The organism is Agromyces sp. CCNWLW203 (genome assembly GCF_036576125.1).
In the GTDB taxonomy this organism is placed as follows: Bacteria; Actinomycetota; Actinomycetes; order Actinomycetales; family Microbacteriaceae; genus Agromyces.
In genome coordinates this window covers 271,838-292,937 of record NZ_JAZHYX010000004.1, presented here as the reverse complement: position 1 = coordinate 292,937, position 21,100 = coordinate 271,838, and the positions used below count along the sequence as shown (strand labels likewise).

Annotated in this window: 20 protein-coding genes; 11 read left to right on the top strand and 9 right to left on the bottom strand. The window is 71.8% G+C overall.

Annotation, left to right across the window (positions count from 1 at the left end; all coding sequences use genetic code 11):
• Positions 1-73: 73 nt before the first annotated feature.
• A complete protein-coding gene (locus VPH61_RS11680; RefSeq protein ID WP_332063657.1) occupies positions 74-1,396 on the bottom strand; it encodes a bifunctional o-acetylhomoserine/o-acetylserine sulfhydrylase in 1,323 nt (440 codons plus the stop codon).
• A 148-nt stretch (positions 1,397-1,544) separates the two neighbouring features.
• Complete coding sequence (locus VPH61_RS11675; protein WP_332063656.1) at positions 1,545-2,597, bottom strand: acyltransferase family protein; 1,053 nt, start codon at positions 2,595-2,597, stop codon at positions 1,545-1,547.
• Positions 2,598-2,693: 96 nt separating this feature from the next.
• Between VPH61_RS11675 and VPH61_RS11670 the strand changes: the two genes are divergently transcribed.
• The 6 genes from VPH61_RS11670 to VPH61_RS11645 are packed head-to-tail and all read left to right on the top strand — an operon-like array spanning position 2,694 to position 6,782.
• Positions 2,694-3,479, top strand: coding sequence for an SDR family oxidoreductase (locus VPH61_RS11670; protein ID WP_332063655.1), 786 nt, complete (start codon positions 2,694-2,696; stop codon positions 3,477-3,479).
• Positions 3,476-4,201 (top strand): potassium channel family protein, encoded by a 726-nt coding sequence (locus VPH61_RS11665; RefSeq protein ID WP_332063654.1) that lies wholly within the window; start codon positions 3,476-3,478, stop codon positions 4,199-4,201. Before VPH61_RS11670 ends, VPH61_RS11665 begins: the two co-directional genes overlap by 4 nt.
• Entirely contained in the window at positions 4,198-4,722 is a 525-nt protein-coding gene (locus tag VPH61_RS11660; RefSeq protein WP_332063653.1) for a phosphoribosyltransferase, read from the top strand. The genes VPH61_RS11665 and VPH61_RS11660 overlap by 4 nt, the downstream gene beginning before the upstream one ends.
• Positions 4,719-5,450, top strand: a complete 732-nt coding sequence (locus VPH61_RS11655; RefSeq protein ID WP_332063652.1) for a Type 1 glutamine amidotransferase-like domain-containing protein — start codon at positions 4,719-4,721, stop codon at positions 5,448-5,450. Before VPH61_RS11660 ends, VPH61_RS11655 begins: the two co-directional genes overlap by 4 nt.
• Positions 5,451-6,146, top strand: coding sequence for a uracil-DNA glycosylase (locus tag VPH61_RS11650; RefSeq protein ID WP_332063651.1), 696 nt, complete (start codon positions 5,451-5,453; stop codon positions 6,144-6,146).
• 57 nt (positions 6,147-6,203) lie between these two features.
• Positions 6,204-6,782: a GNAT family N-acetyltransferase gene (locus VPH61_RS11645; RefSeq protein ID WP_332063650.1), complete on the top strand. Its 579-nt coding sequence runs from the start codon at positions 6,204-6,206 to the stop codon at positions 6,780-6,782.
• Between the two features lie 54 nt (positions 6,783-6,836).
• Here the strand turns inward: VPH61_RS11645 and VPH61_RS11640 are convergent, their stop codons facing one another.
• Positions 6,837-7,454 (bottom strand): hypothetical protein, encoded by a 618-nt coding sequence (locus VPH61_RS11640; RefSeq protein ID WP_332063649.1) that lies wholly within the window; start codon positions 7,452-7,454, stop codon positions 6,837-6,839.
• Between the two features lie 48 nt (positions 7,455-7,502).
• On the opposite strand from VPH61_RS11640, the gene VPH61_RS11635 reads away from it, so the two are divergent.
• The 5 genes from VPH61_RS11635 to VPH61_RS11615 all read left to right on the top strand — a co-directional run bounded on the left by VPH61_RS11635 (position 7,503) and on the right by VPH61_RS11615 (position 14,011).
• Positions 7,503-8,927 (top strand): amidase, encoded by a 1,425-nt coding sequence (locus VPH61_RS11635; RefSeq protein ID WP_332063648.1) that lies wholly within the window; start codon positions 7,503-7,505, stop codon positions 8,925-8,927.
• 97 nt (positions 8,928-9,024) lie between these two features.
• Positions 9,025-9,897 carry an ABC transporter ATP-binding protein gene (locus VPH61_RS11630; RefSeq protein WP_332063647.1) on the top strand — a complete coding sequence of 291 codons (873 nt, stop codon included), beginning with the start codon at positions 9,025-9,027 and terminating at the stop codon, positions 9,895-9,897.
• Between the two features lie 66 nt (positions 9,898-9,963).
• Positions 9,964-10,944, top strand: a complete 981-nt coding sequence (locus VPH61_RS11625; protein ID WP_332063646.1) for an iron-siderophore ABC transporter substrate-binding protein — start codon at positions 9,964-9,966, stop codon at positions 10,942-10,944.
• Positions 10,916-13,042, top strand: coding sequence for an iron ABC transporter permease (locus VPH61_RS11620; RefSeq protein WP_332063645.1), 2,127 nt, complete (start codon positions 10,916-10,918; stop codon positions 13,040-13,042). Before VPH61_RS11625 ends, VPH61_RS11620 begins: the two co-directional genes overlap by 29 nt.
• A 30-nt stretch (positions 13,043-13,072) precedes the next feature.
• On the top strand, positions 13,073-14,011 hold the full coding sequence (locus VPH61_RS11615) for a siderophore-interacting protein (protein WP_332063644.1): 939 nt from the start codon (positions 13,073-13,075) through the stop codon (positions 14,009-14,011).
• Here the strand turns inward: VPH61_RS11615 and VPH61_RS11610 are convergent.
• From VPH61_RS11610 to VPH61_RS11585, 6 genes are all read right to left on the bottom strand, one after another.
• Positions 13,974-14,369, bottom strand: coding sequence for a Fe-S oxidoreductase (locus VPH61_RS11610; protein WP_332063758.1), 396 nt, complete (start codon positions 14,367-14,369; stop codon positions 13,974-13,976). The two genes, VPH61_RS11615 and VPH61_RS11610, sit on opposite strands and share 38 nt — an antisense overlap.
• A 44-nt stretch (positions 14,370-14,413) precedes the next feature.
• Positions 14,414-15,913, bottom strand: a complete 1,500-nt coding sequence (locus VPH61_RS11605; protein WP_332063643.1) for a dihydrolipoyl dehydrogenase family protein — start codon at positions 15,911-15,913, stop codon at positions 14,414-14,416.
• Between the two features lie 79 nt (positions 15,914-15,992).
• Entirely contained in the window at positions 15,993-16,844 is an 852-nt protein-coding gene (locus VPH61_RS11600) for an arginase family protein (protein WP_332063642.1), read from the bottom strand.
• A gap of 144 nt (positions 16,845-16,988) precedes the next feature.
• Positions 16,989-17,726: a PspA/IM30 family protein gene (locus VPH61_RS11595; protein WP_332063641.1), complete on the bottom strand. Its 738-nt coding sequence runs from the start codon at positions 17,724-17,726 to the stop codon at positions 16,989-16,991.
• Positions 17,727-17,778: 52 nt separating this feature from the next.
• Positions 17,779-19,788, bottom strand: coding sequence for a TPM domain-containing protein (locus VPH61_RS11590; protein WP_332063640.1), 2,010 nt, complete (start codon positions 19,786-19,788; stop codon positions 17,779-17,781).
• Between the two features lie 160 nt (positions 19,789-19,948).
• Entirely contained in the window at positions 19,949-21,097 is a 1,149-nt protein-coding gene (locus VPH61_RS11585) for a PucR family transcriptional regulator (protein WP_332063639.1), read from the bottom strand.
• Between the last annotated feature and the right edge of the window lie 3 nt (positions 21,098-21,100).

The window sequence follows — 21,100 nt, the reverse complement described above, 5'->3', positions numbered from 1 at the left end:
GTTACGCCGGTCGCCGAGACGACGGATGCCGCGGGCCCGTGCAGGCCCGCGGCATCCGTGTTCGAGAGTGACGTCAGACGCGAGCGGCCTCCGTGGCGGCGCGCGCGGCTGCGAAGCCGGCCTCGAGGTCGGCCTTCAGGTCGTCGATGTTCTCGATGCCGACCGACAGCCGCACGAGGCCCGGGGTGACGCCGGTCGTGAGTTGCTGCTCGGGGGTGAGCTGCGAGTGCGTGGTCGACGCGGGGTGGATGACGAGCGAGCGCACGTCGCCGATGTTCGCGAGGTGGCTGAACAGCGACAGGTTGTCGACGAGCGCGCGGCCGGCGTCGACGCCGCCCTTGAGCTCGAACGAGAGCACCGCACCGACGCCCTTGGGGGCGTACGTGTTCGCGGCCGCGTACCAGGGGCTCGACGGCAGGCCCGAGTAGTTGACGCTGGCGACGTCGGCGTGGTTGTCGAGCCACTCCGCGATCTCCTGCGCGTTCTGCACGTGCCGCTCGATGCGGAGCGAGAGCGTCTCGATGCCCTGGATGAGCAGCCACGCGCTGTTCGGGGCGATCGCCGCGCCGAGGTCGCGGAGCAGCTGTACGCGCGCCTTGATGACGTAGGCCAGTCCGTCGCCGACCGCGGCCGTGTAGCTCGCGCCGTGGTACGAGGGGTCGGGCTCGGTCAGGCCGGGGAACTTCTCGACGTTCTTCGACCACTCGAACGTGCCGCCGTCGACGATGACGCCGCCGATGGTCGTGCCGTGGCCGCCGAGGAACTTCGTGGCCGAGTGGATGATGATGTCGGCGCCGTGCTCGAACGGGCGGATGAGGTACGGCGTCGCGATCGTGTTGTCGACGATGAGCGGCACGCCCGCCTCGTGCGCGGCGTCAGAGACGAGGCGGATGTCGAGCACGTTGATCTTCGGGTTGCCGATCGTCTCGGCGAAGAAGAGCTTCGTGTTCGGGCGCACGGCGCGGCGCCACTCGTCGGCGTCGTCCTGATTCTCGACGAAGGTCGTCTCGATGCCGAGCTTGGCGAGCGTGTACTTGAAGAGGTTGTACGTGCCGCCGTAGATCGACGACGACGAGACGATGTGGTCGCCGGCCTGGGCGATGTTCAGCACCGCGAAGGTCGACGCCGACTGACCCGACGCGACGAGGAGCGCGCCGGTGCCGCCCTCGAGCGCCGCGATGCGCTCTTCGACCACGGCCTGCGTCGGGTTCTGGATGCGCGTGTAGATGTTGCCGAACTCGGCCAGCGCGAACAGGTTCTGCGCGTGCTCGGCGCTGTTGAACACGTACGACGTGGTCTGGTAGATCGGCGTGGCGCGGGCGTTGGTCACGGGGTCGGGAGCGGCCCCCGAGTGCACCTGCTTGGTCTCGAAGCGCCAGTCGGCGGTCTCGGTCATGGACGTCTCCTCAGGAACGGCTCGGGCGGGTTCGCCGCGGCTTTCGAGCAACGTTAGGCGGGCGGGTGACCACGGGCAACGGATGCCGCAACACGGCGTCACTCGGCGGCATCCGCTCGTCGGAAGGAGGCAGGGACCGGGGCTGCGGCTAGCGCGGCTCGCCCTCGGGCGGGAGCACGATCGTGCCGGTCGCCGTCGAGGGTTCGGGGCGGAACAGCCAGCGCGCCCGCGGCTCGACGAGCGGGTGGAACACGCGCCGCACGGGCTTCAGCGAGAGCACGATCGAGATCGCGACGCAGAAGACCATCATCGTGGGCAGCACCCAGAACGGCTGGTCGCCCGCGAGCATGCCCGTCTCGCGGAACGGGAACAGCACGAAGGTGTGCAGCAGGTAGATGTACATCGTCGCCGTGCCGAACGGCGTGAACCAGAGCGAGCCCCGAGGCATGAGCACGAGGAACGCGACCGACAGCAGCATGGCGAAGAGCAGGAGCCCGAGACGGATGGCGCCCGACCACGGCTCGTCGTAGCCGATCGCCTGGTACGACTCGTCGTAGAGCATGAAGCGGCGCAGCTTCAGGTCGCGCCACGTCTCGATCGCGAGCGGCATGAGCACGAGGGTCACGCCGAACAACGCGATCGCACCGGCGCGCCAGCGCCAGGCCACTGCCGACCGCAGCTCGAGCCAGCGGCCCGTCAGCTGCCACTGCCGCAGCTTCCAGCCGAACACGAAGAACGGAAGCATCCCGAACGTGCGGGAGAGGGCGAAGGTCGAGTCGATCGACTCGGTGTACCCGGCGCCGATGGAGATCGCGATCGCGATGAGCAGCGGGTATCGCAGCAGCACGAGGTACGGCAGCACGATGCGCCACACCGCGAGGGCGATGAGGAACCAGAGCGTCCACGACGCCGTGGCGAAGTCGAGGGCGAACTCGCTCCCGAGCAGCCACTTGATGATCGTCCAGATCGTCTCGAAGATGAGGAACGGGAAGATGATGTCGGTGAGGACCTGACGGAGCGCCCTCGCGTTCGGCGGGCCGGACTTCGCGAAGTACCCGCTGACCGTGACGAAGACCGCCACGTGGAACGAGTAGATGAACAGGTAGACGCTGTAGGCCGAGTTCGACTCGCCGATGAGCGGCAGGATGCCGTGGCCGACGACGACCAGCGTGATCGCGATCCATCGGGCGTTGTCCCACATGGGGACACGTCTGCGCTTGGTCGGGGGTGCCGGCGGTCGCGAATGCATCAGTCCATTCAACCGCACGTGCGGTGGCCGGCAGGGCAGAATGGGCGCATGAGCGAGCTTCGAGTGGTGGTGACGGGTGCCAGTTCCGGCATCGGTGCAGCGACCGTGCGGGCATTCCGCGCGGCCGGATGGGACGTCGTCGGGGTCGCACGTCGCGAGGAGCGCCTGCGGGCGCTCGCCGAGGAGACCGGGGCGTCCGTCGTCGTCGCCGACCTCACGAAGCAGGCCGACGTCGACCGGCTGCGCGACCACCTCGAGGCGACCGGGCCCGTGCACGCCCTCGTCAACAACGCCGGCGGCGCGAAGGGGCTCGACTCGGTCGAGGCCTCCGACGTCGACGACTGGGCGTGGATGTTCGAGGTCAACGTGCTCGCCGTGAAGCGCGTGACGAGCACGCTGCTGCCGCTGCTGCGTCGCGGCGCCGTCGAGCGCGGCGTCGCCGACATCGTGAACGTCACCTCGATCGCCGGGCACATCGCCTACGTCGGCGGCGGCGGATACAACGCCGCGAAGTTCGCCGCGCACGCCCTCACCGAGGTGCTGCGGCTCGAGCTGAACGGCGAGCCCTTGCGGGTCATCGAGGTCGCCCCCGGCATGGTGAAGACCGACGAGTTCGCGCTCGTGCGCTTCGGCGGCGACCGCGCCAGGGCCGACGCCGTCTACGACGACGTGCCCGAGCCCCTCGTCGCCGAGGACATCGCGGCGGTCGTCGCCGACGCCGTCATGAAGCCGCGCCACGTCGACCTCGACCTCATCGTCGTCAAGCCCGTCGCCCAGGCCGCGCCGTACCGACTGACGAAGGGTCCGCTCGTCGTTCGTCCGGAGTCGTCGTGACGCCCGCACCGGTCGCCGCCCCGCGCCGATTCGCCTGGGAGCGCCGCACGACCGTGCCGCTCGTCGTGCTCGGCGCCGTCTTCATCGCCGCGTACTCGGTCTACGTGCTCGCACCCTGGATTCCACGCGGCCCAGATGCCTGGCTGTTCTGGGTGCTCGTCGTCACCTGGGCCGTGTTCATCGCCGACATCGTCGTCCGCGTCGTGTTGACGCCGCACGGCGGCCGGTGGGCCTTCCTGTGGACGCATCCCGTCGACGTGCTCTCGGCCATCGTGCCCGTCTTCCGGGCGTTCCGCGTGCTCGCGCTCCTGCGGCAGGTGCCGTACCTGCAGCGTCGCAGCGGCAACGCCGTGCGGGCCAACATCGTCATCTACGCGGCGAGCTACGCGGTCGTGTTCGTGTACTTCATCGCGCTCGCGACCCTGCAGGCCGAGCGGAACGCGCCGGGTGCCTCGATCACGACGTTCGGCGACGCGATCTGGTGGGCGATCGTCACCGTCGCGACGGTCGGCTACGGGGACACGTACCCGATCACGGCCGAGGGCCGGTTCTACGCCGTGTTCCTCATGGCCGGCGGCATCGCCATCGTCGGCACCGCGTCGGCGACGATCATCTCGCTCATCAACGAGCGCATCGGCGGTGCGCGGCGTCCCGCGGGCGCCGAGCCGGAGACGACTCCCGACGAGCCATCCGACGGAGCGGCGGATACCCTGAAGGCATGACCTTCGATGCGAACGACGCAGCCCTCGGATCCGGCGGCATCCGCCGCGAAATCCTCACCTGGGAGGAGTTCGGCGAGGCGGCGCGAACCCTCGCCTCCGACGTGCTCCGCTCGGGCTTCCGCCCCGACGTCGTGATCGCGATCGCCCGCGGCGGCCTCCTGCTCGCCGGCGCGATCTCCTACGCCCTCGGCACCAAGGCGTGCGGCTCGATCAACGTCGAGTTCTACTCGGGCATCGACGAGCGCCTGCCCGAGCCCGTGCTGCACCCCCCGATGCTCGACGCGCCCGCCCTCGGCGGCAAGCGCGTGCTGCTCGTCGACGACGTCTCCGACTCTGGCCGAACGCTCGCGAAGGTCCTGGCCCTGCTCACCGACGAGGGCGCCGAGGTGCGCACCGCGACCCTCTACACGAAGTCGCACACGGTGCTCGCGCCCGACTTCGACTACCGCCGCACCGACGACTGGATCGTCTTCCCGTGGTCGGCGCTGCCGCCCGTCGAGGTCGTCGAGGGCGCCGCATGAGCATCCACCTCATCGGCGGCGGCGCGACCACCGAAGCGGATGCCGCGCTGTACACACCGTTCGTCGCCGAAGCCGCCGAACGCGCGCGCACGGCCGGCCGCGCCCGGCCGCGCATCGCCGTGATCTCGCTGCACCCCGAGGCCGAGGAGAAGGCCGCTGCGCTCGCCGAGCTCCTGACGGTGGCCGCCGCCGGCGACGCAGACGGCATCGAGGCACGCGCCGTCGTGGGCCGGCCCGGCGAGCCGATCACGCTCGCCGCGATCGCCGAGGTCGACGGCATCGCCGTGGGCGGCGGCGTCGTCGAAGACGTGCGCGCCGGGCTCGAGCCGTTGTTCGGGGAGCTGCGCCGGCTGGTCTCCGTCGGCGTGCCCTATCTCGGGGTCTCGGCGGGCGCGATGGTCGCGGCCGAGGGCTCGCTCGGCAGCGGCTCGCGCATCGGCGGCGTGCCCGTCTCCCCGGAGGACTCCGAAGGGCCGTGGCACGAGCTCGAGATCGAGCCGGGCATCGGACTCGTCGACGTCGCCATCGAGGTGCACGTCGCCCAGCGCGGCATGCTCTCCAGGCTCGTCGCCGCCGTCGAATCCGGGCTCATCGCCGGTGGCCTCGGCATCGACGAGCGTACGTCGCTCATCGTGGGCGACGGCCGCCTCGGGTCGGAGGGCGAGGGAAGCGTCTGGCGAGTGCTGCCGACCGATGGCGGCGTACTGGTCTCGACGATCGGCATCTGAGTGGGTTCGGCGCAGCTGCCCGACGAGTTCGCGCCGTCGCTCGTCGACCCGGGCTGGGCCGAGGCGCTCGCCGCAGTGGCGCCGAACCTCGGCGCGCTCGCCGCATCGCTCCGAGCCGAAACCGAAGCCGGCCGCGGGTACCTGCCGGCGGGCGAGCACGTGCTCCGGGCGTTCCGGGCGCCGCTCGACGACGTGCGGGTGCTCGTCGTCGGCCAAGACCCGTACCCCACGCCGGGGCATCCGATCGGCCTCTCGTTCGCCGTCGACGGCCACGTGCGCCCGTTGCCGCGGAGTCTCGCGAACATCTCGCGCGAGCTCGTCGACGATCTCGGCACCGCGCCGCTCGTGCACGGCGATCTCACGCGCTGGAGTGCGAACGGCGTCATGCTGCTGAACCGCGTCCTGACGGTCGCACCGGGCGCGGCCGGCTCCCATCGCGGCATGGGCTGGGAGGCGGTCACCGACCACGCGATCCGCTCGCTCGTCGAGCGCGGCGGCCCGCTCGTGGCGATTCTCTGGGGGCGCGATGCGCAGAAGCTCCGCCCGCTGCTCGGGCCGACCCCGGTGATCGAATCCGCGCACCCGAGCCCGCTCTCGGCTTCGCGCGGCTTCTTCGGATCGCGGCCGTTCAGCCGCGCGAACGCGCTGCTCGAGGGGCAGGGCGCCGAACCGGTCGACTGGAGCCTGCCCGCGTGACCTGCAGGCGACCAGACGCGTAACCCGGCGGCAACACGCCGCGGGTATTCTGGGCCGATGCTCGAAGAGGAATACCAGGAGCGCCGCGTGCTGCCGCCCCACCTTCGCAGGCCCGTGCCCGAAGAAGCGCCGTTCGAGTACGCGATCCGCGAGGCCCGCGCCGCCGACCTGCCCGCCGTGCGCGAGATCTACAACTACTACGTCGCCAACTCCACGGTCACCTTCGACGAAGACGCGATGACCCTCCGGGAGTGGAAGGACAAGTTCGCCTACCTCGACAAGCTCGGCATGCCGTTCATCGTCGCCGAGTCGCCGAGCGGGCAGCTGCTCGGCTACGCCCTCGTGTCGCCGTGGAAGCAGAAGCGCGCCTACCGCTTCACGGTCGAGAACTCGATCTACCTCGGCCCCGCGGCATCCGGGAAAGGACTCGGCCGTGTGCTGCTCGCCGAGCTCATCGACCGGTCGAAGGCCGCGGGCCTCAAGGAGATGATCGCCGTCATCGCCGATCAGGGCGCCGAGGCGTCGATCGCGCTGCACGAGAAGTTCGGCTTCGAGGAGATCGGCCGCATGGGCCGGGTGGGCTTCAAGTTCGAGCGCTGGCTCGGCACGGTGCTGCTGCAGAAGTCGCTCAAGTAGCCGAGCGGATGCTGCGCGCGGGCGCTGCGCGCACCGGGCCATGTGCCTCGCGCCTCACGTGAAGAAGCTGAGCTCGACCTCCGCGGCGAGCATCGCGAGGAACGCGGAGGCGAGGCCCGTGGCGAGCAGCAGGCCCGGGTGCGCGAGGCCGACGGCGACCCGCCGCAGATCGGCTCGATTCGCGAACAGCGCGTCGGGCACCTCGCTCGCCGCCGGCGCCTCGCCCCAGCCGCGGAGCCGTGCGAGGAACCACGAGCAGCGCACGATGAGCGCGGTCCACAGCACGGTCGCGGCGATCGGTGTGAGAGCGGAGAGCACGTCGAAGCCGATGCCCGTGATCTCGTCCTCCTTGCCTTCGGCGGCGAGCTGGATCGAGGTCGAGATGGCGGCGCCCAGCACGACCGAACCCGACCAGGCGAAGAAGGCGAAGATGAGCGTCACGTAGCGCGAGAAGAAGTGCCCGAACACGGAACTGCGATGCTCGAGGTGGTCGCGCGGCGTCGCGCGCAGCACGACGATCGTCGCGGTGAGGCTCGGGGCCACGAGCAGCACGATGAGCAGCAACCACGACCAGGTCGGCCAGTCGAGGGCGGCGGCGACGAGGATGACGGCGCCGAAGAATGCGGCCCAGGCGGCACCCCAGACGAGCGGATGCCTCGTGATCGCCTGCATGGCCCCACGATAGCGCCGCGGCACCGCGCGCGGACGTAGGCTCGGAGCATGACGTCGCTGCACGATCACACCGCCCTCGAACTCCACCAGATGCTGCAGCGGGGCGACGTCTCGCCGGTCGAACTGACGGAGCACTACCTCGCCCGTATCGAGCGGCTGAATCCCGAGGTCGGCGCGTTCGCGACGGTGACGCCCGAGGCGGCGCTCCTGCGGGCGCGTCACGTGACGGCGGAGGTGCCGAAGACCGCGCCGCTCTGGGGGCTGCCCCTGGCCGACAAGGACCTGCACCTGCGCGCGGGCGTGCCCGCCCGGTTCGGCTCGCGGGCCTTCACCGACTTCGTGCCCGATTCCTCGGACGAGCTCGTGCGCGCGGTCGACACCGCCGGCGCGGTCAGCCTCGGCAAGTCGCAGACGCCCGAGTTCGGACTGCCCTCCTACACCGAGGGTGTCGGCGCGGCCCCCACCAGAAATCCGTGGAACCTCGCGCTCGGCGCCGGCGGATCCAGCGGGGGAGCGGCGGCGGCCGTGGCATCCGGAATGCTGCCCGTCGCACCCGGATCCGACGGCGGCGGCTCGGTCCGCATCCCGGCGGCCTCCTGCGGGCTCGTGGGTGTCAAGCCCAGCCGCGGCCGGGTGCCGGCCGGCTCCGGCATCGCGAGCCTCGCCGGCCTCAGCGTGGCCGGACCGCTCGCCCGAACGGTCGCCGACGCCGCCCTGCTCCTCGACGGGCTCATCGCCCCGTCGGGGTATCCGGCGGCGCATCGCTTCGCGCTTCGGGCCGCCGGCGACGACGGACCCTTCCTCGGTGCGGCGATCCGGGGCGAGGGCCGGTACCAGCTCGGCGTCATGACGGACTCGCCGTGGGACGAGGCCTACGACATCGTGATCGACCCTGAGGCCCGCTCGGCGCTCGACGTCGCGATCGAGGCCCTCGAGGGCCTGGGGCATGGCATGGAGGCCATGGCGCCCGCCCCCGAGCCCGGGTACCCCGAGGCGTTCCGCACGATCTGGCAGGCCGGTGCCGCGACCGTGCCGGTCGACGGGGAGCGGGAGGCGCTGCTCGAACCGCTGACCCGTTGGCTGCTCGCACGGGGCCGCGCGCTGCCGGCCCGCCAGCTCGCGGAGGCGCTCGCCTGGCTCACCGGCTTCGAGGAGCGGGTCATCCGCCGCTTCGCCTCCTACGACGCCGTGCTGACTCCCGCGCTCGCCCTGACGCCCAGGCCGGTCGGCTGGTACGACCCCGCCGACGGCGAGCGCAACTTCGCCCAGCAGGTGGCGTTCACGCCGTTCACCTCGTTCGTGAACGTCTCGGGGCTGCCGGCGATCACCGTGCCGGTCGCCGAGACGGCGGGCGGGGTGCCGATGGGCGTGCAACTCATCGGGCGTCCGGGCGGCGAGGCGACGCTCTTCTCGATCGCCGCACAGCTCGAGCGTCGGGTGCGGCGGAGCCGGCGGCATCCGGATCTCTGGTGACCGGCTGCGGGCCGGCTGCGCCTTCGCGACGGTCCGTGACGGCCCGATTCGCTGCCGAGTTGACGGGGTTAGGTAAGCCTCACCTATAGTTGAAGTCATGCTCGGTCTCGACCTCACCCTCTCCTACGACGGCGCCCCCGTGGTGCACGGCGCGGAGATCCATCTCGAACCGGGCAAGGTGACCGCACTGGTCGGCCCGAACGGCAGCGGCAAGTCGACGCTCCTGCGCTCGCTCGCCCGACTGCACCGGCCCGACGCCGGCCGCGTCCTCCTCGCCGCCGACGACGGCCACACGATCAGCGAGGGCGCGCACGGCACCGAGCCGGCCGACCTCCTCGAACACGGCATCGACGCCGCGACCCTGAACGGTCGGGAGTTCGCGCGGCGCGTCACGCTGCTCGCCCAGAGCCGCCCAACGCCCGGGGGCATCACGGTGCGCGAACTCGTCGAGTTCGGCCGGCACCCGCACCGCGGCCGGTGGATCGCCGGTGACGCCGACGGCGGCGCGATCGTGGCGCGCGCCATGGCGCTCACGGGCGTCGCCGAGTTCGCGGGGCAGCCCGTCGACCGACTCTCCGGCGGGCAGTTGCAGCGCGTCTGGCTCGCCTCGTGCCTCGCACAGGACACGAGCGTGCTCCTGCTCGACGAACCGACCACCTACCTCGACCTGCGCTACCAGGTCGAGCTCCTCGACCTGATCCGCGAGCTCGCCGACGAGCACGGCGTGACGATCGGCGTCGTGCTGCACGACCTCGACCAGGCCGCCGCCGTCGCCGACCGCGTGGTGCTGCTCGAATCCGGGCGCGTCCGCGCCGTCGGCACCCCCGCCGAGGTGCTCGTCTCCGACACGCTGAGCTCCGCCTACGGCATCCGCGTCGACGTCGAGGTCGACGACCGGGGCTGCATCACGACCTGCCCCATCGGCCGGTACAACACGCGGCAACGCGTCGAACGCCTCGCCGTCGCCTAGCGCTTTCTTCCCATCCAACCCCCCTCGCGCGGGACCCCTATGCCCGCGCACCGATCGAAGGACATCATGAGACGAGCTGCCGCCACCCGGCCGACCATCGCCCTGACCGCCGTCGCCGCGGCATCCGTGCTGCTGCTGACCGGCTGCGGCACCACCGAAGAGGCGGGCGCAGCGGCCGGCGAGGCCGCGATCGTGATCACCGACGACCGCGGCGAGTCGATCGAACTCGCCGCACCCGCCGAGAAGATCGTCGCCCTCGAGTGGAACACCGCCGAGAACCTCGTGGCGCTCGGCGTCATGCCCGTCGGCGTCGCCGATGTCGAGGGCTACACCGACTGGGTGAAGTCCGAGACCCTCGACGAGGCCGTCACGGATGTCGGCGGCCGCGGCGAGCCCTCGGTCGACGCCATCGCCGGACTCGCGCCCGACCTGGTGCTGACCACCACCGACCTCTCCGAGTCGGTCATCGCCCAGATCGAGGAGTTCGCCCCAGTGCTCGTCGTGCGCGGTGCCGACGCCTCGAACCCGATCGGCCAGATGGAGTCGAACCTCGAGCGCATCGCGACCGCCACCGGCCGCGAGGCCGAGGGCGAGGAGATCCTCGCCGGCTTCGACGAGAAGCTCGCCGAGGGCAAGGCGGCGATCGAGGCCGCCGGGCTCACCGGCGCGCCGTTCGTGATGAGCGACTCGTGGCCGAGCGGCGGCCAGGTCGCCATCCGCCCCTTCGCCGAGGGCGCCCTGCTCACCGCCGTCACCGAGGAGCTCGGCCTCGAGAACGCCTGGACGGGCGAGGGCGACGCCGACTACGGGCTTGCCTCGACCGATGTCGAGGGGCTCACGGCCCTCGGCGACGTCGAGTTCATCTACATCGCGAACGGCGAGACCGACGCCTACCAGAACGAGCTCGCCGGCAACGCCGTGTGGACCTCGCTGCCGTTCGTGCAGAGCGGCAAGGTGCACCGTCTGCCCGACGGCATCTGGATGTTCGGCGGGCCCTCGTCGATGAACGACTACGTCGATGCCGTCGTCGCGACTCTTGCCGGCTGAACAGGCTCGCGCATTTGAAGGAGCGGAGACACTGACTCCCGCCCGAGGCGGGGCCGCCCGGCCCCGCCTCGGTGCGGTGCTCCTGCTCGCCGTCGGCCTCGTCGTTGCGACCCTGCTCGCCGCGGTGCACGTGACACAGGGATCCGCCGACGTCGCCCTGCCCGAACTGCTGGCCCTCCTCGGCGGGGCGTCCGACGATCAGGCCGCAGCGGTGCTCGTGGCCTCGCGGATGCCGCGGCTCGCCGCCGGCGTGCTCGTCGGCGTCGCCCTCGGCGTCGCCGGCCTCGTCATGCAGAGCATCTCCCGCAACGTGCTGGCCTCGCCCGACACCCTCGCGGTCAACGCCGGTTCGTACCTCGCCGTCGTCGCGGTCGCGGCGTTCGGCATCGCGCTGCCCGTCGCGGGCGGCGGCGCCGTCGCCTTCGTCGGCGGCCTCGCTGCGGCCGGGCTCGTGCTCGCCCTCTCGGCGGGCGGCGGTCGCGGCGGCGGCACCGTGCGCCTCGTGCTCGCCGGGTCCGCGATCGCGCTCGCCCTCACGGCGCTGACCACGATGCTGCTGCTCCTCCACCCCGAGCGCACCGAGGGCCTCTTCGCCTGGGGCAACGGCACGCTCGCCCAGACGGGCATGGCGCCGATGCTGCAACTCGGGCCGGTGGTGCTCCTCGTCGTCGCCGCCCTCTTCCTCTTCGCGCGCCAGTTCGACCTCATCTCGCTCGGCGACGACACCGCGACGGTGCTCGGCGTGCGCGTGCGTCACACTCGTCTCATCGGACTCCTCCTCGCGGTGCTGCTCTCCGCCGCCGCGGTCACGGTCGCGGGGCCGATCGGCTTCGTGGGCCTCGCGGCACCCGCGATCGTGCGGCTCATCGCCGTGCGCGTGCCCGGCATGCAGCGGCACGTGCTCCTCATTCCCGCAGCCGCGCTCATGGGCGTCATCGTCGTGCTCGGCGCCGACGTGCTGCTGCGCCTCGCCTTCGGCGGGCAGGCAGCGGTCGAGGTGCCCACCGGCGTCGTCACCACGATCTTCGGCGCCGTGTTCCTCGTCGCGCTCGCCCTGCGCGCCCGCGCCTCGTCGGAGAGCGGCACCGGCTTCGTCATCGGCGCGGGGCTCTCGCCCCGTGGCAGGAGCCTCGTCATCGCGGCATCCGCTGTGCTGCTCGTCGTGCTCGCGTTCGTCTCGCTCCTGCTCGGCGACGCCAAGATGCTCGGCGGCGACGTGGTCAACTGGGTGACCGGGCAGGCCGGGCCGCTCGTCGAGTTCGTCATGAACACGCGTGCGCCGCGGGTCGCCGCGGCGATCCTCGCCGGTGCCGCCCTCGCCCTCGCCGGAACCGTCGTGCAGGCGGTCTCGCGCAACCCGCTCGCCGAACCCGCGATCCTCGGCGTCACCGGTGGTGCCGGGGTCGGTGCCGTGCTCGTGATCACGTTCTGGCCGCTCGCGACGTTCCTCGGCGTGACGGTCGGCGGGTTCGCCGGCGCGGCGCTCGCGGCGCTCATCGTGTTCGGGCTCGCGATGCGGGGCGGCCTCGCCTCGACGCGGCTCATCCTGATCGGGCTCGGCGTCTCGGCGGCGGCAGCGGCCATCACCTCGATGCTCATCATCGCGACCGACCCGTACAACGCGGCCAAGGCGCTCACCTGGATGTCGGGCTCCACTTACGGACGCACCTTCCCCCAGCTGATCCCGCTCGCGATCGTGATCGTCATCGCCGTTCCGCTGCTCGCGTCGGCGCGCCGCGAACTCGACCTGCTCGCGTTCGACGACGACACCCCACGGGTGCTCGGCGTGCGGCTCGGCTCGGCGCGACTCGGACTCCTCGCCGTCAGCGTCGCCCTTACGGCCACCGCGGTCTCGGCGGTCGGCGTGATCGGCTTCGTCGGGCTCGTCGCTCCGCACGCGGCGCGCGCGCTCGTCGGGTCGCGGCACGCACTCGTGCTGCCGCTCGCGGCGCTTCTCGGCGCCCTGCTCGTGTGCGTCGCCGACACGCTCGGCCGCACCGTCATCGCGCCGGCGCAGCTGCCGGCCGGCCTCCTCACCGCCGTCGTCGGCGCCCCGTACTTCGTCTGGCTGCTCTGGCGTTCGCGCCGGAGCGCCTGACCCATCACCCCTTCCGTCAGGAGAATCCCCATGGCCAAGCCCGGATACCGAGTGTTCGACGCGACTGTCGCCGCGATCCGGCGGATGTCGCCGCACTTCGTGCGCGTGACGTTCCGCTCCGACGATCTGCGCGACCTCGGGTGGGACGGCCCCGACCAGCGCCTCAAGGTCGTGCTGCCGCTCGCGGAGAGCGGCTACGACGACGTGCCGTTCGAGGGCGACTGGTACTCGGCGTGGCGGGCGCTGCCCGACGACCGTCGCAACCCCATCCGCACCTACACGATCCGGGCGAGCCGGCCCGAGCTCGGCGAGCTCGACGTCGACTTCGTCGCCCACGGCGACAGCGGACCGGCGTCGCGCTGGATCGCCGCGGCCGAGGTCGGCGATCGCATGCTCGTCATCGGTCCCGACGCCACGAGCGACGAGGAGTCGGGTGGGTGGGAGTGGCATCCCGGTGCGGCGCGAACCCTGCTGATCGCAGGCGACGAGACCGCGGTGCCCGCCGTCGGCGCGATCCTCGAGCAGCTGCCGGCTGATGCCCGGGGAGCGGTGTTCCTCGAGGTGCCCGAGGCCGGGGATGAACTCGACCTGCGTGCGCCGGCCGGTGTCGACGTGCACTGGCTCGCACGCGGCGACGGTGCGAGCGGGTCGGCCGGGGAGTCGCAGTACGGCGCGCGCCTCGTCGGCGCGGTCACCGCGTGGGCGGACGCCTGGGTCGCGGCCGACCCCGCCGCAGCGGCCGTGCCGGCCGCTGCCCCGCCCGCGGCGCGCGAACTGCCGGCGCTCGACGACGACGAGATCCTCTGGGAGGTGCCCGCTGCGACCGACGACGGCGGACTCTACGCCTGGCTCGCGGGCGAGGCGACGGCGATCACGACGCTTCGGCGCCACCTCGTGAAGGGCATCGGCGTCGATCGGCGCCGCGTGGCCTTCATGGGGTACTGGAAGCTCGGCCGCGCCGAGGGGTAGGCAGGTACCCGCCCGCCTCGAGCCCCGCCTCGATCTCGAAGCGGTTCTTCAGCGGGTTGCGACCCGCGAAGAGGTAGAGCAGCGGAAAGAGCATGCCGTACTTGAGCCACTGCTGCTTGTGCACGGCCTCGTGGCCGAGCACGCGTTCGCCGACGTTGCGGTTCGTGAGGTAGCAGCCGCCGACGCACGAGCCTCCGCGGCCGAACGTCCAGTTCGGCATGCCGCTGAACACGAAGAGCCCGTGCCGGCGTTCGATCGGGCCGGTGCTCCAGATGAAGCCCCACGTGAAGCCCACGGCCGTCGCCCACCAGTAGCCGAGACGGCTGACGGGGGAGTCGGTCAGGCGGATCCGGAGCATGCGGTCGCGGTCGCGGGCGCCGGCGCGCTCGGGCGGGTTGCCGCTCACGCCGCCGCCTCGGAGTCGTCGGCACGTTCCGTCTCGCCGGGCTCCGCGGCATCCGCTGCCCCCGGCCTGCCGAGCGCCTCGAGCAGTCGCAGCCACACCTCGCTCATGGTCGGGAACGCCGGCACGGCGTGCCAGAGCCGATCGACCGGCACCTCGCCCACGATCGCGATGGTCGCCGACTGCAGGAGCTCGGCGACGTCCTGCCCGACGAACGTCGCGCCGATGACGGTGCCGCGATCGGCGTCGACGACGAGCCGCGCCCGGCCCTCGTAGTCGTCGGCGAGGATGCCCGCGCCGCTGACGGAGGAGAACGACACGTCGGCGAGGCGCACGCGGCGGCCGTCGCGCTCGGCCGCTGCCGCGGTGAGGCCGACCGAGACCGCCTCGGGCTCGGCGAACACGACCTGCGGCACGGCCGAATGGTCGGCCGTCGCGACGTGCGCGCCCCACGGCGCAGTCTGCTCGGCTCGGCCCAGTGCGCGAGCGGCGACGAGATCGCCCACGGCCCGCGCCTGGTACTTGCCCTGGTGCGTGAGCAGGGCGCGGTGGTTGAGGTCGCCCACGGCGTAGAGCCACGGCCGCTCGTCGTTGCCGTCGGCTCCCGTCGCGAGCATCGTGTCGTCGACGGCGACCCAGTCGCCGGGCTCGAGGCCGATCGTCTCGAGTCCGAGCCGCTCGGAGCGCGGCCGGCGTCCGGTGGCGACGAGCACCTCGTCGGCGGTGACGGCCTCGCCGCCCGCGAGCGTGACGACGACCTCACCCGATGCGGCTCGCTCGACGCGCTCGACGGCGGCATCGAGGCGAACGGATGCCCCGAGCTCCCGCAGACCCTTCGCCACCGCCTCGCCGGCGAACGGCTCCATGCCGCCGAGCAGCCCGCTGCGGGCGATCACGGTGACCTCGGTGCCGAACCCCGCGAAAGCGGTGGCCATCTCGACCCCCGTGACCCCGCCGCCGATCACGACGAGCCTGGCCGGCGGCTCGGTGACGCTCGTCGCCTCGCGACTGGTCCACGGGCGTGATGCGGCGAGGCCGTCGACCGGCGGGATGACGGCATCGCTGCCTGTCGCGACGATCACGGCGTGGCGCGCCAGGTACACGACCTCCTCGCCGCCGGTGCGTTCGACGACCACGCGTCGCACGCCGTCGAGACGGCCGTGCCCCCGCTCGAGGCCGACTCCGATGCTCTCGAGCCAGTCGGCGCCGCCCTGATCGCTCCAGTCGGAGACCCAGTAGTCGCGCCGCGCGAGCACGGCCGCGACGTCGAGGCGCCCGGTGACGGCTTGCCTCGCACCGCCGACCCGCTGGGCGGCGCGGAGGGCGGCCGCGCTCCGAAGCAGTGTCTTCGAGGGGATGCACGCCCAATAGGAGCACTCGCCGCCCACGAGCTCCCGTTCGACGATCACGACCTCGAGACCGGCGGCGCGTGCCCGATCTGCGGCGTTCTCTCCGACCGGCCCGCCGCCGATGACGATGACGTCGACTTCGCGTTGCATCCCGTTCCCCTCCCGAGCGCCGGCACGTGCCGTGGCCCGACACCCAGCCTAGGCAGCGCGGGCGTCTGGCGGGCGGTGATCAGGCAGACGCGGCGCCGCCCGAGGTCAGCGCGCCGACGAGCCGCAGGATCGTGGGAAGGTCGTCGTCGGCCGATTGCGGAGACGAGGGCGCGAAGCCGGCGATCGCTGCGCCGGCGATCGGGAAGCGCGCGACGACCGCGCGAACGAGGGCCACGAGCTCCGACGCGCCGATGCCGAAGGGCATGGGGTACGAGAGCCCGGCGAGGGCTGCGGGGTCGAGCACGTCGAGGTCGATGTGGATGAAGACCTGCGAGGCGCCCGTCGCCTCGAGCGCCGCGATCACGAGCGACGGGTCGGAGAGGTCTTCGACGGTGAGCGTCGACACCCCGTGCTCGTCGATGAACCGCCGCTCCTCGTCGTCGATGGCGCGGATGCCGCCGAGCACGAGTCGCTCGGGTGCGACGCGTGTGTCGGGGTCGAGTGCGAGCCCTTCGGCACCCTCGCCTGCGATCGCCCGCAGGGTCATGCCGCCGAACCCGCCCGACGGCGAGGTCTCGGGCGTGTTGAGGTCGGGATGGGCGTCGAGCCAGAGCACGGCGAGGTCGCCGCCCGTGCGTGCGGAGGCGTGGCCGACCGACGCGAGCGAGGCGCCGCAGTCGCCGCCGATCGTGAGCGCCCAGTCGGGCACATGCGAGAGGGCGACGGCCGTGCGCTCCCGCACGCGCAGGAGCGTGCTGTAGCGCTGCACGCCCGTGCCGAGCGACTCGCCGGCCTCAACCGGCACCTCGACGACGACGGTCGATGAGCTCGGGAGGTCGCCGAGGATGGCGTCGGCGCCGTCGGAATGACTCATGGCGCGGGAGGACACGGATCCCTGCCAGAGCGGGACCACCACGAACGTTGCCGGCATGTCCTCAAGTATCGCGCTCGCGGCCGGCTTTCGCGCCTGATCGGGGGGAGCGGGCATCTGCGCTCCGCGAACACGCGACGGCCGCGCCGTGCGAATCCTCGCGCGACGCGGCCGTGGTGGCTCCGATCACTCGGAACCGGGTGATCAGCCGCCGATGGCGCCCTGCGAGTTGCCGCCCGCCTTCAGCGCGGCGAGCCGCGCGTCGACCTCGGTCAGCTCGCCGAGGTCGTCGAGCTCGTTGAACTGCGCGTCGAGGCTCGACGCAGCGAGCTCGGCCTGGCCGCGCACGACGGCCTCCTCGCGACGGATCTTGTCTTCGAAGCGGCCGATCTCGCTCGTCGGGTCGAGGATGTCGATCGACTTGACGGCGTCGTGCACCTGCTTCTGGGCTGCTGCCGTCTTCGAGCGGGCGACGAGCTCGGAGCGCTTGTTCTGCAGCTGGACGAGCTTCTCCTTCATGCCGTTCAGGCCCGCCTTCAGCTTGTCGACGACCTCGGTCTGCGCGGCGATCTGCGGGTCGGCGGCCTTGGCCTCGTTCTCGGACGAGATCTGGCGGCTGAGGGCGACCTTCGCGAGGTTGTCGAACTTGTCGGCACCCGACGTGTCACCGGCGGTGCGGAGCTCGTCAGCCTTCCGGCTCGCGGCGACGGCCTTCTCGCCCCACTCGCGCGCGGCTTCGACGTCTTCACGGTGGTCGTCTTCGAGCAGTCGCAGGTTGCCGATGGTCTCGGCGATGGCGGCCTCGGCGTCGGCGATCGCGTTGGTGAAGTCGCGCACCATCTGGTCGAGCATCAACTGCGGGTCTTCCGCCTGGTCGATGAGGTTGTTGATGTTGGCTCGCACGAGCTGCGAGATCCGTCCGAAGATGGACTGCTTTGCCATGGTCGTTCCTTTCGTGATGTTCAGAGTTCGGTCGTGCCGGTCGATGGTCGGATCAGAATCGTCCTCCGCTTCCGCGCCGCGAGCGGGTCGCGGAGCCGCCGAAGCTGCCGGCCGAGCGGCCGCTGCTGCGGCCGAAGCCTCCGCCGCCGAAGCCGCCGGAGGAGCGCCCGCCGCCGAAGCCGCCTCCGCCCCCGCCGAGGACGGAATTGATGAGGATGCCGCCGAGCACCGCGCCGAAGACGTCGCCGCCGCCCGATGAGCCGCCGGAGCCGCCGCCGAATCCACCCATGCCGCCGCCGTACCCGCCGACGTCGCGCTGGGCGAGCGACATGGCCTCGGCGGCGAGCCGCTCGGCCCGCTGAGCGGAGGCGAGTGCGGCGGCGGGATCGGTCGTGCCGGCGCCTTGGGCCTCGACGAGCAGTCGACCGGCCTCGGCGAGGCGAGTACGGGCCTCCGCGCCGATCGCGCCGCGCCGGGCGACGAGGTAGTCCTCGGCGGCCTGCACCTGCGCTCGCGCGGTCGTGAGCGAGCGGGAGAGCTGGGCCTCGACGCGAGCGGCTTGCTCCGCGGCATCCCGCACCGTCTTGATCACGGCGTCGATCTCGGCGTCGACCTGCTCGAGCCTGGCCCGCAGCGCGATCGGGTCGCGCCCGGGTGAGCCGATCGCCGCCCGCAGTTCCGCCGACTCCGCGGCCACTCGGTCGGCGACCGCAGCGGCGTCGGAGTTCGCCAGGCCGCGGGCGGTCGCGACGTCGCGGTCGAGGTCGGCGACGCCGTCGGCGACCGCGGCGTCGGCCGCCGCGAGATCGACGGCGAGCCGCTCGACTGCTGCCGAGAGCAGCTTGGTCTGGTCGACGGCCTCCTCGGCCGCGCGGATGCCGACCGCGGCCTGGGCGGCATCGCCGGCCGCGACATCCGTTGCCGCAGCCGTCAGGGCCTCGCGGGCGAAGCCCATGCGAGACCGCGCCTGCGTCAGGTTGTCACCGACGGGCGCGAGGGCGGATGCCGCGTACTGGGCGCCGAGCGCGGCGAGGCGCTGCTCAGCCGGCGCGATCGTCGCCTCGGCCGCGGTCGCCGCCTCCTGCACCCTGGCGAGCTGGGCCGGGGCATCGCGTTCGAGTGCCCGCAGCTCGTCGAACCGCGCCGCCTGCTCGTCGAGCACGGCGTCGGCCTCGCCCGTGAGCCGGATGATGCCGCCGTACCACTCACGGCGCTCCTCGTCGGTGTCGGACGTCGCGTCGTCGAGCTGCTGCTGCAGGGTGAAGGCCCGGGCGACCTTCTCCTTCGCGTCGGCGAGTGCGGTGCGGAAGGCCTCGGTCGATTCCTCGCCGTAGGAGGCGACGGCGAAGCCGAGCTCCTCTTCGCTCGTCTTCACGGCGTCGTCGATCTGCACGAGGGCGCTGCCGGCCTGGCGGCGCAGCTCCTCGATCGAGGGGAGCGGCACCTCGCCGGCACCGCCGGCCTCCGCACGCTTCTTCTTGCGTCGTGCCAGCACGATCGCGATGATCACGACGACGATCGCGGCGATCACGATGAACCAGACGAAGCCCCAGCCGGCGCCTCCGGCGCCTCCTCCTCCGCCTGCCGAACCGTCGGCGATCGCATTCGCACCCGCGACCGCGGCGCCCGCCCAGTCCTCGTCGCGGAGGTTCGGCTCGATGACCTCGAGACTGATGCGGTCGAGCTCTTCAGCGGAGATCGAGGCGTCGCTCGCCGCCGAGAGGTAGTAGGCGCGACCGTCGACGGCCACGGCGAGCAGGTAGTCCTCACTGCCCATGTTGTTGGCGATCGCCGTCTCGTCGGCCCAGTCGGCCGCCGAAGCCGGGTTCGTGAACTCGTCGACGTAGGCGACGAAGAGCTGGCGCCCACTGCGCTCGGCCGCGGCGTCGAGCGCTGCGACGACGCCGTCGGTCTCGCCGCCGAGCGCACCGGCCGTGTCGATGACGGGGGAGGTCGTGAACGTGACGGGGTCTTCAGCCCAGGCGAGCCCCGTCGCGCCGGTTCCGATCACCACCCCTGCGACGATCGCGAGAGTCGCGGACCACTTGCGTACTGCGCGCATGCACCAGTGCCTTTCCCCCGTCCAAGCGGACGGATTCGAGTCTATGGGGAGGTCGCGTACGTCGTCCATCGAGAGGCCGCGTACCTCCTCGATGAAACCGGCAAGGTGAGGACCTGCAAACGGTCGAAGCCTCGGCCGGTGGCCGGCCCGAGGGCGATCGTCACCCTCTCGGCGATGGTGATGGCGCGGAACGGTCGGACGCGCGCCGCTCTGCAAACCACTGCGAACGCAATTGCAACCAGATGACGAGCAGGGTTTCGGGATCGGAGAGATCGACACCGTAGCGCTCCTCCGCGCAGCGCAGACGGTACCTGACGGTGTTCTCGTGGATGCCGAGCGACCTCGCCGCCTGGGCGACGTTGCCGAAGCTCCCGCACCAGGTGAGCAACGTCTCGGCCACTGCCGGGTCTGACTCATTCATCTCCGTGACGGCGTCCGAGCGGAGTTCTGGTTGCTCCGCAAGGAGCCGTGACACTCGTTCGAAGATGAGCAGCGGCCGCAATTTCTTCACGGAGAGAATGCGCTGTGGCACCGCGTGTTCCTTGACGGTGCTGAGCAGCCGGTCGGCGAGTTCTCGAAGCGGTGCGATGCCTGCCGCATAGTGCGCGGCACCCGGAGACGCGACGACTGTGCCGGGCATGATCAGCCGGTCGAGGATCGGGAGGAGCGGCTCGGCAAGTGATTCGGCGAACTCCGCGGAAGCGCCGGAGAAGAGCGCGTAGACACGCCCGGATTGCGCCACTGTGACCGCCTCCTCTCGGTACAGGGACAGATGCCGCTGAACAGTCAAGCGCAATTGGGCGAGCGTCGTCGCGTGGTCGCCATCGGCCGCCTCGAAGACGAGGAGTGCTGCCCCCCGTTCCTCCGAGATGCCGAGCTCAGCCAACTCCGTTCCAACGACACCCTGGCCCGTGAGAAGAGTGCGCAGGCGATCCTCACGCGGCATCTGGCCGGCGCTTCGCACGCGGATGTCATCGAGCATGTGCCCAGCGGCGACTTCAGCTGCTGCGCGGATGCGCCGATCCTGCTCGGGGGTGAGGTCGGGGTTGCCCGAGGCATCGATCGCCCAAACCGTTCCCAGCGGCAGTGCGCCGGCTCTGATGGCGAAGGCGACACGCGGCTCTTCGTCAGCGAGTCTCGGGTACTTGATCGGTGCCTCCGAGCGCAGAACGGTGCGATATTGGTCGTCGTTGAACGGGGAATGCGGCACGAGGCGATTCAGGATGCCGCGCGTCCGCAGCGAATCGATCAGCTGGTCGGGCACCGAGGAATAGGCGAGGACGCGTCGGCCGAGGTCTTCGAACGCCACGGA

Bases quoted from the DNA above. Each gene is read 5' to 3' on its own strand.
- VPH61_RS11675 (WP_332063656.1), bottom strand. From the start codon at position 2,597: ATGTGGGACAACGCCCGATGGATCGCGATCACGCTGGTCGTCGTCGGC.
- VPH61_RS11640 (WP_332063649.1), bottom strand. From the start codon at position 7,454: ATGCAGGCGATCACGAGGCATCCGCTCGTCTGGGGTGCCGCCTGGGCC.
- VPH61_RS11670 (WP_332063655.1), top strand. From the start codon at position 2,694: ATGAGCGAGCTTCGAGTGGTGGTGACGGGTGCCAGTTCCGGCATCGGT.
- VPH61_RS11600 (WP_332063642.1), bottom strand. From the start codon at position 16,844: ATGCCGGCAACGTTCGTGGTGGTCCCGCTCTGGCAGGGATCCGTGTCC.
- VPH61_RS11660 (WP_332063653.1), top strand. From the start codon at position 4,198: ATGACCTTCGATGCGAACGACGCAGCCCTCGGATCCGGCGGCATCCGC.
- VPH61_RS11655 (WP_332063652.1), top strand. From the start codon at position 4,719: ATGAGCATCCACCTCATCGGCGGCGGCGCGACCACCGAAGCGGATGCC.
- VPH61_RS11680 (WP_332063657.1), bottom strand. From the start codon at position 1,396: ATGACCGAGACCGCCGACTGGCGCTTCGAGACCAAGCAGGTGCACTCG.
- VPH61_RS11635 (WP_332063648.1), top strand. From the start codon at position 7,503: ATGACGTCGCTGCACGATCACACCGCCCTCGAACTCCACCAGATGCTG.
- VPH61_RS11590 (WP_332063640.1), bottom strand. From the start codon at position 19,788: ATGCGCGCAGTACGCAAGTGGTCCGCGACTCTCGCGATCGTCGCAGGG.
- VPH61_RS11620 (WP_332063645.1), top strand. From the start codon at position 10,916: ATGCCGTCGTCGCGACTCTTGCCGGCTGAACAGGCTCGCGCATTTGAA.
- VPH61_RS11645 (WP_332063650.1), top strand. From the start codon at position 6,204: ATGCTCGAAGAGGAATACCAGGAGCGCCGCGTGCTGCCGCCCCACCTT.
- VPH61_RS11615 (WP_332063644.1), top strand. From the start codon at position 13,073: ATGGCCAAGCCCGGATACCGAGTGTTCGACGCGACTGTCGCCGCGATC.
- VPH61_RS11625 (WP_332063646.1), top strand. From the start codon at position 9,964: ATGAGACGAGCTGCCGCCACCCGGCCGACCATCGCCCTGACCGCCGTC.
- VPH61_RS11595 (WP_332063641.1), bottom strand. From the start codon at position 17,726: ATGGCAAAGCAGTCCATCTTCGGACGGATCTCGCAGCTCGTGCGAGCC.
- VPH61_RS11605 (WP_332063643.1), bottom strand. From the start codon at position 15,913: ATGCAACGCGAAGTCGACGTCATCGTCATCGGCGGCGGGCCGGTCGGA.
- VPH61_RS11630 (WP_332063647.1), top strand. From the start codon at position 9,025: ATGCTCGGTCTCGACCTCACCCTCTCCTACGACGGCGCCCCCGTGGTG.
- VPH61_RS11610 (WP_332063758.1), bottom strand. From the start codon at position 14,369: ATGCTCCGGATCCGCCTGACCGACTCCCCCGTCAGCCGTCTCGGCTAC.